Origin of the sequence: Janibacter sp. FSL W8-0316 (genome assembly GCF_038004165.1) — a bacterium.
GTDB lineage: Bacteria > Actinomycetota > Actinomycetes > Actinomycetales > Dermatophilaceae > Janibacter > Janibacter indicus.
This window is the reverse complement of the sequence record NZ_JBBOQX010000001.1, coordinates 167,507-178,782: the sequence shown is the minus strand read 5'-3', so window position 1 is coordinate 178,782 and position 11,276 is coordinate 167,507. Positions and strand designations below refer to the sequence as shown.

General features: G+C 70.3%; 8 protein-coding genes. 6 read left to right on the top strand and 2 right to left on the bottom strand.

The window, feature by feature from the left end:
- Nucleotides 1-66: 66 nt before the first annotated feature.
- A complete protein-coding gene (locus tag NYE39_RS00770) occupies nucleotides 67-480 on the bottom strand; it encodes an RDD family protein (RefSeq protein ID WP_341011608.1) in 414 nt (137 codons plus the stop codon).
- A gap of 208 nt (nucleotides 481-688) precedes the next feature.
- Between NYE39_RS00770 and glnA the strand changes: the two genes are divergently transcribed.
- The 6 genes from glnA (at nucleotide 689) to NYE39_RS00740 (ending at nucleotide 10,297) form a co-directional block, all read left to right on the top strand.
- On the top strand, nucleotides 689-2,113 hold the full coding sequence (glnA, locus tag NYE39_RS00765) for a type I glutamate--ammonia ligase (protein ID WP_072624367.1): 1,425 nt from the start codon (nucleotides 689-691) through the stop codon (nucleotides 2,111-2,113).
- A gap of 222 nt (nucleotides 2,114-2,335) precedes the next feature.
- Complete coding sequence (locus tag NYE39_RS00760; RefSeq protein ID WP_341011607.1) at nucleotides 2,336-3,850, top strand: acetyl-CoA hydrolase/transferase family protein; 1,515 nt, start codon at nucleotides 2,336-2,338, stop codon at nucleotides 3,848-3,850.
- A 155-nt stretch (nucleotides 3,851-4,005) separates the two neighbouring features.
- Nucleotides 4,006-5,145 (top strand): MFS transporter, encoded by a 1,140-nt coding sequence (locus tag NYE39_RS00755; protein WP_072624365.1) that lies wholly within the window; start codon nucleotides 4,006-4,008, stop codon nucleotides 5,143-5,145.
- A 389-nt stretch (nucleotides 5,146-5,534) separates the two neighbouring features.
- Nucleotides 5,535-6,953: a glycoside hydrolase family 3 N-terminal domain-containing protein gene (locus NYE39_RS00750; protein ID WP_341011606.1), complete on the top strand. Its 1,419-nt coding sequence runs from the start codon at nucleotides 5,535-5,537 to the stop codon at nucleotides 6,951-6,953.
- Between the two features lie 151 nt (nucleotides 6,954-7,104).
- Nucleotides 7,105-8,928 carry an SPFH domain-containing protein gene (locus tag NYE39_RS00745; RefSeq protein WP_341011605.1) on the top strand — a complete coding sequence of 608 codons (1,824 nt, stop codon included), beginning with the start codon at nucleotides 7,105-7,107 and terminating at the stop codon, nucleotides 8,926-8,928.
- Nucleotides 8,921-10,297: an SPFH domain-containing protein gene (locus NYE39_RS00740; RefSeq protein ID WP_341011604.1), complete on the top strand. Its 1,377-nt coding sequence runs from the start codon at nucleotides 8,921-8,923 to the stop codon at nucleotides 10,295-10,297. Before NYE39_RS00745 ends, NYE39_RS00740 begins: the two co-directional genes overlap by 8 nt.
- 375 nt (nucleotides 10,298-10,672) lie before the next feature.
- Here NYE39_RS00740 and NYE39_RS00735 read toward each other — a convergent pair whose 3' ends face one another.
- Entirely contained in the window at nucleotides 10,673-11,230 is a 558-nt protein-coding gene (locus NYE39_RS00735; RefSeq protein WP_072624361.1) for a PadR family transcriptional regulator, read from the bottom strand.
- Between the last annotated feature and the right edge of the window lie 46 nt (nucleotides 11,231-11,276).

The following is an 11,276-nucleotide window of genomic DNA, read 5'->3' as shown; positions in this document are numbered from 1 at the left end:
CAACAGTGGGTGCCCGTCGTGAGGTGAACGTGAAGTGGAGATGAGGAAGCCCTCATCCGTCGCGGTTCAGCGGGAGGCGCGCACGATCCGCGTGCCGGCGGCGCGGTCGTGCAGGCCACGGCCGTCGTCGGAGATGACGATCATCGCCGGGATCGCCAGGCACAGCAGGGCGGCCCGCACGGCGGCACGAAGGGGGGTGACCCACTCCCCGACCATCGGCACCACGCGCAGCCCGAGGAGCCGGTGACCGAAGGTCGCACCGCCCAGGGTGGCACCGGCGAGGTTGAGCAGGAAGAGCAGGGCGAGCGGGGCGAAGGAGAAGGCCTCCGGCGACAGCTCGACGACCCGGCCGATGAGGCCGTGGGTGATGAGCAGGCAGGCGACCCAGTCGACCACGATGGCGACGAGGCGGCGCCCGAGCGGGGCGCGGTCACCCCCTTCGTCCGGGGTGGGGGCGGGACGGCCGGTGCTGCTGCTCACCGGGGCAGCCTATGCGGCGGTCGTGGACGTTCCTGAACCGTGGGGCCCGCGACCGCTAGGGTTGGTCTCAACCCGTGGGACGCCAGTCTCACGTAACACCGGTGAAACATTCGGGTCATGGTCGGGAAACCGGCCCTGCCTACAGTCGTCACCAACAGTTGATGCGGCAGGTCAGAGCGGCCCGCCGCCCCCACCCCAGGAGGATGGTTTGTTCAGCTCCCCTGACGAGGTTCTTGAGTTCATCAAGGCCGAGGACGTCAAGTTCGTCGACATCCGCTTCTGCGACCTGCCGGGCATCATGCAGCACTTCAACGTGCCGGCCGAGTCCATCGACGAGGACTTCTTCACCGAGGGCCAGATGTTCGACGGCTCCTCGATCCGCGGCTTCCAGGCCATCCACGAGTCCGACATGAAGCTCGTCCCGGACATCAAGACCGCCTACCTGGACCCCTTCCGCGAGGAGAAGACGCTCATCGTCAACTTCTCGATTGTCGACCCCTTCACCGGTGAGCAGTACAGCCGCGACCCGCGCAACGTCGCGGCCAAGGCCGAGGCCTACCTCAAGTCGACCGGCATCGCCGACACCGCCTACTTCGGCGCCGAGGCCGAGTTCTACGTCTTCGACGACGTGCGCTTCGACACCCAGCCGCAGGGCTCCTACTACTTCGTCGACTCGATCGAGGCCAAGTGGAACTCCGGTCGCAAGGAGGAGGGCGGCAACCAGGGCTACAAGACGGCCATGAAGGGCGGCTACTTCCCCGTGCCGCCGGTGGACCACTTCGCCGACCTGCGCGACAAGATCTGCCTGAATATGAAGACCGTCGGCCTCGAGGTCGAGCGCGCCCACCACGAGGTCGGCTCCGCGGGTCAGCAGGAGATCAACTACAAGTTCAACACCCTGCTCCAGTCCGGCGACGACATCATGAAGTTCAAGTACGTCGTCAAGAACACGGCCTGGCAGGAGGGCCGCACGGCCACCTTCATGCCGAAGCCGATCTTCGGCGACAACGGCTCGGGCATGCACACCCACCAGTCCCTGTGGAAGGACGGCGAGCCGCTCTTCTACGACGAGCAGGGCTACGGCGGCCTGTCCGACATCGCCCGCTGGTACATCGGTGGTCTGCTCAAGCACGCCCCCGCGCTGCTCGCCTTCACCAACCCGACGGCCAACAGCTACCACCGCCTGGTCCCGGGCTTCGAGGCCCCGATCAACCTCGTCTATTCGGCCCGCAACCGCTCGGCCTGCATCCGCATCCCGATCGCGGGCAACTCCCCCAAGGCCAAGCGCGTCGAGTTCCGCATCCCGGACCCGTCGAGCAACCCCTACCTGTGCTTCGCGGCGCAGCTGATGGCCGGCCTCGACGGCATCAAGAACCGCATCGAGCCCCCGGAGCCGGTGGACAAGGACCTGTACGAGCTGCCCCCGGAGGAGCACGAGGCCATCGAGCAGGTCCCGACCTCGCTCCCCGAGGTGCTCAAGGCCCTCGAGGCCGACCACGAGTTCCTGCTCGAGGGCGACGTCTTCACCCAGGACCTCATCGACACCTGGATCCAGTGGAAGTACGAGAACGAGGTGCTCCCGCTCCAGGTCCGCCCGCACCCGCACGAGTTCGAGATGTACTTCGACATCTGAGCCGACAGGGCAAGCATGACGAAGGCCCCAGACCCCCGGTATTCCGGGGCTCTGGGGCCTTCGTCATGCTTGCCCTGTGTCCAACCGGTAGCCCTGGGAGCCGGCGGGCCCCCATCAGTGCTGCCGGCTCCCAGGGCTACCGGTTCAACACACAACCTTCAGGGTGGAGCCGTGCAGACCGGCTCTGTCCAGGTCGTGAGGGGCCACTGACACGATGGCCTCATGAGCCGCATCACCTGCCCGGTCCTCGCCACCCGCGTCACCACCGCCGAGGATGCGGCGCAGCTCATCCACCCCGGCGACAACGTCGGGATGAGCGGGTTCACCGGGGCCGGATACCCCAAGGCGCTGCCGACCGCTCTGCACGACCGGATCGTCACGGCGCACGCTCGGGGCGAGGACTTCCGCATCGGGCTGTGGACGGGTGCCTCGACCGCGCCCGATGCCGACGGTGTCCTCGCCGAGGCGAAGGGAGTCTCCTCCCGCCTGCCGTACAACTCCGACCCGACGATGCGCAGCCTGATCAACTCCGGCGAGGTCGACTACGTCGACGCGCACCTGAGCCACTCCGCCCAGCACATGTGGTTCGGCTTCTACGGCAACCTCGACGTCGCCGTTGTCGAGGTCACCGCGGTCCTGCCCAACGGCCTGCTCGTGCCGAGCAGCTCGGTCGGCAACAACAAGACCTGGCTCGACCAGGCCGACCGGGTGATCCTCGAGGTCAACCACTGGCAGCCGCGCGAGTTCGAGGGCTTCCACGACGTCTACTACGGCACCCAGCTGCCGCCGCACCGTCGCCCGATCCAGCTGACCGACCCGATGCAGCGGATCGGCGACCCCTACCTGCGGGTCGACCCGGCCAAGGTCGTGGCCGTCGTCGAGACCGACCGACCGGACCGCAACTCCCCCTTCACCCCGCCCGACGAGACCTCGCGGGCGATCGCCGGCCACGTCGTCGACTTCCTCCGGCACGAGGTGAGGGCCGGGCGGATGCCCCCTTCGCTCCTGCCGCTGCAGTCCGGCGTCGGCAATGTCGCCAATGCCGTGCTCGCGGGGCTGGACGACAGCGAGTTCACCGACCTCGTCGCCTTCACCGAGGTGCTCCAGGACGGACTGCTCGACCTCCTCGACAGCGGGACCGTGCGGGCCGCGTCGGCGACCTCCTTCGGCCTCTCCGACGTGGGCGTCGAGCGCTTCCTCGCCAACATCAGCAGCTACAAGGGCCGGATCCTGCTGCGCAGCGAGGAGATCTCCAACCACCCCGAGCTCGTCCGGCGCCTCGGCGTCATCGCGATGAACGGCATGATCGAGGCCGACATCTACGGCAACGTCAACTCCACGCACATCGCCGGCAGCCAGATCATGAACGGCATCGGCGGCAGCGGCGACTTCACCCGCAATGCCTTCCTCAACTTCTTCCTCACCCCCTCCACGGCGAAGGGGGGCAAGGTCTCCGCCTTCGTCCCGATGGCAAGCCACGTCGACCACACCGAGCACGACGTGCAGATCATCGTCAGCGAGCACGGGCTGGCCGACCTGCGCGGCCTCTCCCCGCGCAAGCGGGCGCCGCGGATCATCGACCACTGCGCCGACCCCGCCTTCCGCCCCGCGCTGCACGACTACCTCGCCCGCGCGCAGGCCGCCCGGCCAGACGCCGTGCACACCCCGCACCTGCTCGGCGAGGCGCTGGCCTGGCACGAGCGCTTCCTCGAGACGGGGAGCATGCTCGAGAGCTGAGTGGATCCGGCCCCTTCGAGATGGCCGCGGGCGGCCTCTGAGGGACCAGGAGGAGACGGCCGCGGTCCCGAGGCTCGTCGCACAGCTCCTCGCACCTCGACCAACGTGAGGGTGAGAGACTGCTGCCAGTGAGCAGTGTGTGGACCGCGCGAGGGATGCCCTCCCTCCTCCTGGCGACCTTCCTGGGGTTCAGCGGGTTCGCCGTCCTCATGCCCGTGGCGCCCCTGTGGGCGGTGCACGGTGGCGCCGACGAGGGCGGCGCCGGTCTGGTCAACGGCGTGCTGCTGCTCGTCACCGTGCTCACCCAGTTCACCGTCCCCGGACTGCTGCGCCGCTTCGGCTGGGGGCCAGCGCTCGCCGCCGGCCTCGCCCTGCTCGGCGCCCCGTCGCTCGGGCTCATCGCGAGCGATGCCCTGCCCGCCGTCCTCGCCCTGTCCGCCGTGCGCGGCGTGGGCTTCGGCATCCTCACCGTCGCGGGCAGCGCGGCGGTCGCAGAGCTGTCCGACCCCAAGACCCGAGGCAAGGCCGTCGGTGCCTACGGCCTGGCGATCGCCGGGCCCCAGGTCGTGCTGCTGCCCCTCGGCTCGTGGGTGGCGGAGACGATCGACTTCGTGCCGGTCTTCACCATCGGCGCCGCTCCCCTGCTCGGGATCCCCGCAGCCTTCGCCCTCGGGCGCGTCCTCGACGACTTCCCCTCCTCCGGTGACCACGACGCTGACGCGGGCGGGCCGAGCACCGCCCGCGCCGCGATCACCCTGCTGCGACCGATGGTCCTGCTGCTCGGCGTGACCATCGCCGGCGGCGCGGTCCTCACCTTCGGCCCGCAGATGGTGCGCGACCCCGCGGTCGTCATCCCGGCGCTGGCTCTCATGGAGCTCATGGCGGCGATCTTCCGATGGTGGATCGGTGGCGTCGCCGACCGGCACGGTGCTGAGCGATTCGTCGCCCCCTTCGTCATCATCACGGTGCTCGGGGTCGGCGCGATCGCCTGGGCCGTCCACGACCAGTCCGTCCCGGTCCTGCTGCTCGGCGCGCTGCTCCTCGGCAGCGCCTACGGAGCGCTGCAGAACCTCACCCTCCTCATCTCCTTCGCCTCGGTCACCCGCCGGCACCTCGGGCTGGCCAGCTCGATCTGGAACGTCGGCTTCGACCTCGGCTCGGCCATCGGCTCGGTGGTCGTCGGTGCGATCGCGGTCGCCGCGGACTTCTCCACCGCGCTCGCCGCGACCGGGGTCTTCGCGCTGCTGACGCTGCCGCTGGCGGTGCGGCGACGGGGTCTCGAGGCTCGTCGCTAGCGCTCCTCACACCTCGACCACCGAGGTCATGGCCCAGCGGCGGGGTCTCGAGGCTCGTCGCTAGCGCTCCTCACACCTCGACCACCGAGGTCATGGCCCAGCGGCGGGGTCTCGAGGCTCGTCGCTAGCGCTCCTCACACCTCGACCACCGAGGTCATGGCCCAGCGGCGGGGTCTCGAGGCTCGTCGCTAGCGCTCCTCACACCTCGACCACCGAGGTCGTGGCCCAGCGGCGGGGTCTCGAGGCTCGTCGCTAGCGCTCCTCACACCTCGACCACCGAGGTCGTGGCCCAGCGGCGGGGTCTCGAGGCTCGCCGCTAGCGCTCCTCACACCTCGACCACCGAGGTCATGGCCCAGCGACAGGGCCCGATCAGTGCCACGCTGGAGGGGTGAAGCGCACCCTCGCCCTGACCAGCGCCGTCGCGACCATCACGCTCACCGCGACGTCGGCCACCGCCGCCCCGACCGCGGGAGCGGCGCCCCCTTCGTCGGTGGCAGCCTCGCGGGCCGAGCAGGTGCACGCCGCGATGACCCGGGACCAGCGCATCGGACAGCTCTTCATGGTCGCGACCCCCGCGGACTCGGTCTCCCCCGGGCTGCGGTCGGTCGTCAGCCGGCAGCACGTCGGCAACGTCATCCTCATGGGGCGCAGCACCGCCGGCGCCGACCACATCCGCTCAGTGACGACGGGCGTGCAGCGGCTCACCGAGCCCACGGCGGTGACCGCCCGGGTGCCCGCCTTCGTATCCGCTGACCAGGAGGGCGGCAACGTCCAGGTGCTGCGGGGGCCGGGCTACTCGACGATGCCGACGGCGCTCACCCAGGGTCGGTGGACGACGGCCACGCTGCGCAGCCAGGCCCGCTCGTGGGGTCTGCAGCTCTCCCGCTCCGGCGTCAACACCAACCTCGCCCCGGTCCTCGACACGGTGCCGACGACCGACAAGTCCACCAACGAGCCCATCGGTCGGTGGGACCGCGAGTACGGCCCGCTGACCACGACCGTCACGACGAAGGGAGGAGCCGTCCGGTCGGGCATGTCGGGCGCGGGCGTGGCGACCACGGTCAAGCACTTCCCGGGACTGGGGCGGGTGCGCGGCAACACCGACACCACGAGCGGCGTGACCGACACCGTCACGACGAGCACGTCGGGAGTGCTGCGGCCCTTCGCCGACGCCGTGGACGCGGGGACCCCCTTCGTCATGATGTCCTCGGCCTACTACTCGCGGATCGACGCCTCGCAGCCGGCGCTCTTCTCCCCCACCGTGATCGGGACGATCCTGCGCCAGCGGATGGGCTTCGACGGCATCGTCATGACCGACGACGTCGGCAATGCCAAGCAGCTCGCGGCGTGGACTCCCGGGCAGCGGGCGACGAAGTTCATCTCGGCCGGCGGCGACATGGTGCTCACGGCGAGGACCGACAGCCTCCCGGCGATGGTCTCGGCGGTGCGGTCGAAGGCCGCGAGCGATCCCGCCTTCCGGGCCAAGGTCGACGCCGCGGCCCTGCGGGTGCTGCGCGCCAAGGACCAGGCCGGCATGCTCGGCACGCGGCTGACGCCGACCGGCACCTTCACGCCCTACTTCGCGGAGCGGTTGCAGGGGTGGCTCGGCAAGCCGGTGACGCGCACGTGGGACACGGCGACGATCCGCTCGCTGCAGTGGCGGATCGGTGCCACGACGACGGGGCGCCGGGACGCCGCGTCGATGCGGGCCCTGCAGGACCACCTCGGGATCAGCCGTGACGGCGCCACCCGGTGGAACTCGCGGACGGTGGCCCAGGTCCAGCGGTACCTCAACACGCAGCTGTAGCCCTTCGAGGCCACCCACCAGGTCTCGAGGCTCGTCGCGGAGCTCCTCGCACCTCGACCAACGTGGGCGAAGGTGGGGAGAGCTCCCCCTCCCCCGGGCTGGCCTCCGCGTGAAAGGATCGCGGCAGACCAGCACCACGAAGGGGATTGGGTTGAGCACAGGGGCGCAGCAGTTCATGAACGCTGCCCGGCAGGTCGCGGACGCGGCCGGCATGGGTGGGGCCGTCGACCAGGTCATGGAGCGGGCGCAGGGCGCCGGCTTCGACCTCAACGCGCGGGACTTCCCCGCGGCCCGGGGGGAAGGGGGGTCTGCCGGCACCCGGATCAACGCCGAGCACGTCTCCCTCGACAACGCGGCCGAGGCACTCAGCCGCAGCCGCTACGAGATGAGCCAGACCGGCCCGGTGCACGTCATCACCCCGATGGTCATGCCCAAGGGCGGTCGCCTCACGGCCATGCTGCCTGTCCTGGCGCTCGCGGCGCTCGGCGTCGTCGGGCTCATCGTGCTCATCCCCTTCGGGATGAGCTTCGCCGTCTTCGGGCCGCACTACTGGCTGCTCGTGCTGCTGGCCGCCGCCTTCCTGTGGTGGCGCCAGGGCATGGTCATGGTGCCCGAGGGCTGCACCGCCCTGATCTCGCGCTTCGGCAAGGTCGAGGCCGAGGTGGGCCCGGGTCGGGTGACGCTGTGGAACCCGTGGAAGCGCGTGTCCTACATCGTCAACACCACCCGTGAGTACCCCTTCAACGCGCCGATCCGCTCGGCCCCGACGAAGTCCGGCGTGCAGGCCTCGGTCGACCTCTTCCTCCAGTTCCGCATCGTCAGCGCCCGCGAGTTCGTCTTCGTCCTCGGTGCCGTGCAGGGCTTCCAGGACAAGCTCAACAACGCCATCTCCGAGACGACGCGCTCGCTGATCTACGAGCAGGAGGCCTCGGGCATCTACGACCTCGTCGGCGAGAGCACCGCGCGTCTGCTCGAGCAGCTCAACGCGCAGTTCGCACCCGCGGTCGAGCTGACGACGGCCAACATCACCCACGCCGAGCCCTCCGCGCAGGAGTACCGGATGGACCTCGCGGCACCGGAGATGATCCGGGTGGCCAAGGAGGCCTACACCTACGACTACGAGCTGGGGCTGAAGAAGGAGCAGAACGAGGGTGACCTCAACAAGGACCTCGCCTCGCTCAACGAAAACCTCTCGGCGATCCAGGCCGACATCGCGCGCTACCAGGCCCAGATGGACACCGCGCTCGAGCGCGAGACCAACCGCGCCAACGCCGTGGCCCGCCAGCGCTTCGTCGAGTCGGAGTCCGAGGCCAACGCCAATGCCGCGCTCCTCGAGGCCCAGGCCCTCGACATCCGCGCGCTGAGCGCGGCTCTCGCGCCCGAGATCCTCGACTACCGCTACCAGCAGGACATGCTCGACAAGATGGAGGGCGTCTCCGGCTCGCTACCGCAGATCGTGCGCGTCGGCGAGGAGTCCGAGGGCGTCGACTACCTGCAGATCGCCCGCCAGCTCGTCGGCGGTCAGGCCGCCCAGCTCTTCACCCCCGAGGACATGGAGGCCATCCGCGCCCGCCAGGCCGACATCGCCAGCCGGGTTGCCGAGCGCGAGTCCGAGATCACGGACCTGCTGCAGGCCCCCGAGGAGACCGACGTCGAGATCCTGCCGATCTCGCAGTCCGAGCTCGACGCCGAGGGCGAGCAGCGCCTCGACGAGATCCGCCAGTCGGTGAGCGATGAGGCCGTGGCCGAGACCCTCGGTGCGGTCGACGAGGGGGCGGCCCCGCCCCCTTCGCTCCCGGAGGACACCAACCCCCGGACCGACCTGCAGGACGAAGGGGAGGACCCGCCGCCCCCGCCGCCGGGCACGGCTCCTCCCGGGCCCGCAGCCCCGCCGGCGCCGCCGGCCCCCCGTGTGGCCCCGGCCCCGCGCGTCCAGGTGACCGACATGTCGACGGAGGGTGAGCGCAGTGAGTGAGCAGACGATGGAGCAGGCGGTCCGCGCGGTCCGCGGTCAGGGCATGAGCTCGATCAAGGAGGTCGTCTCCGGGTGGGGTGACGTCGCGCGCTACCTGCGCGGTGGCGACTCCGGCTCGCTCGTGCCGGTCGTCATCCCCAAGGACAAGCGGGGCATGCGCTGGACCTCGCTCATCTGGTTCGGCGTGTGGGCGCTCTTCAGCGGCGTCTTCCTCGCCGCGACCGACCACGGCGCGCTGGGCGGCCTCGCGATCTTCGTCGCGATCATCTCCTTCCTGCTGTCGGCCCTGTGGTGGTGGCGCAGCTCGATCGTCGAGATCGAGGAGGGCACCGTCGGCGTGCTGACGAAGTTCGGTGCCATCACCGGCCCCGGCCTCTCCCCGGGTCGCCACTACCTGTGGCACCCCTGGGCGCGGGTCGCCTACGTCGTCGACGTGACGACCGAGATCCCTTACACCGCACCGGTGCTCAGCTCGCCGACGCACGAAAACGTGCCGCTGAAGTCGATCGAGTTCTTCCTACGCTTCCGCATCGTCGACGCGATCCGCTTCGTCCAGACGATCGGTGCGGGCAACTTCGACCTCGTGCTGAGCAACTCGGTCCAGGACGCGATCCGGCAGCGCAGCCGGCAGGTGCGCACCGAGCAGGCCTACGACCTGCGCGGCAGCGACGTCAAGGACATGCAGGAGCTGCTCAACCGCCAGCTGACCCGCTACGGCGTGCAGATCATGGGCTGCAACATCCCCGATGTGCAGCTGCCCGACCAGTACCGCGAGCACCTCGCGACGCGTGAGCGGGTCGCCAAGGAGCTCGTGGCCTACGAGAAGGAGTGGGAGCTGACCCGCAAGCGCCGCATCGACACCCTGCTGCTCGAGATCGAGCGGTCGAAGAAGGTGCGCGACGCCAAGGTCGTCGAGGTCCAGGCCTCGCTCAACAAGGCCCGCAAGGACGTCGCCCAGATGCTCGAGGAGCGCGAGACCGAGGCGCAGAAGATCCGCTACGAGATCGAGACCCGCGCCCGCACCAACCTCGTTGCGGCACAGGGTGAGGCCAAGGCGCAGGAACAGCTGGCCACGGCCTACCGCGACAACCGCGCGGTGCTCGGCTACGAGCTGGCCCGCCGTCGTCTCGACGTCGGCGCGACCCTCGCCGAGGACGCACCGCGGCCGGTCATCGTCCACACCGACGCCGGTGCCGGCGACAGCTCCGCGCTGTCGACGCTGCTCATGGCCCAGCTGCTGCCGCAGCTGCAGTCCGGTGGCGACTCGGCCCCGCGGCGCGGTGCGCGGCAGGTGACGCAGAGTGCGAGCGCCGTCGGTCAGGCCGCGCAGCGGGCCGCCGAGGCCGTGCAGGAGCGCTCGCAGGGCTGAGGCCACCCCGGTGGTCGAGGTGCGTCTCGAGGCTCGGGCGGGTCTCGAGGCTCGGCCGCGGGCGGCCTCGCACCTCGACCAACGTGACGGTTGGCGGGCGGCCTCGCGCCTCGACCAACGTGACGGTTGGCGGGCGGCCTCGCACCTCGACCAACGTGACGGTTGGCGGGCGGCCTCGCACCTCGACCAACGTGTCGGTTGGCGGGCGGCCTCGCACCTCGACCAGCGGAGGGCTGCCCCCTTCGTCGCGCTACGCCGCTGCTCCACAGCACGGGCCAGACGCTGCATTGCCCTACGGCAATGCTGGAACGAGCGCGCATTGCCCTACGGCAATGCAGGAAACCGGCGCATTGCCGTAGGGCAATGCGAAGGGGGTCAGGCGTCGGAGCGGGCGTCGAGGACGGCGATCACCCGACGGCCCCAGCGCAGGTTCTCCTCCTCGAAGCTGATCCCCCGCAGCAGCGTGAGGTACTGGCCGACCGGCTCGCCCGAGGCGAGGAACTCCTCCTCGCTGCGGCCGGCGAGGGTGCGCTCCTGGACGAGGTGGTAGATCGCGAGCTTGGCCTCGAAGGCCTCCATCCGCTCGACGACGTGCTCACGGATCGCCTCGGGATCGCCGGACTCGAGCGCGGCGACCTGGACGAGCATCTCGTCGCGCACCGCCAGGGGCTTGGGCGAGCGCAGGGTGTGCGCCCGCAGCGCCTTGCGGCCGGCGGCGGTGAGTCGGAAGACCCGCTTGTCCGGGCGCTTGGACTGGGCGACCGTGCGCGCGGTGACCAGCCCGGCGTCCTCCATCTTGTCCAGCTCGCGGTAGAGCTGCTGCGGGCTCGCGGTCCAGTAGTTGGCCACCGACACGTCGAAGGCCTTGGCCAGGTCGTAGCCTGACGACTCGTCGTGGGCGAGAGCGGTGAGGATCGCGTCCTGGAGGGCCATGGGGCGATCGTAGGCGTCCCTTCGAGACGGTCGGCCGCGGGCGGCC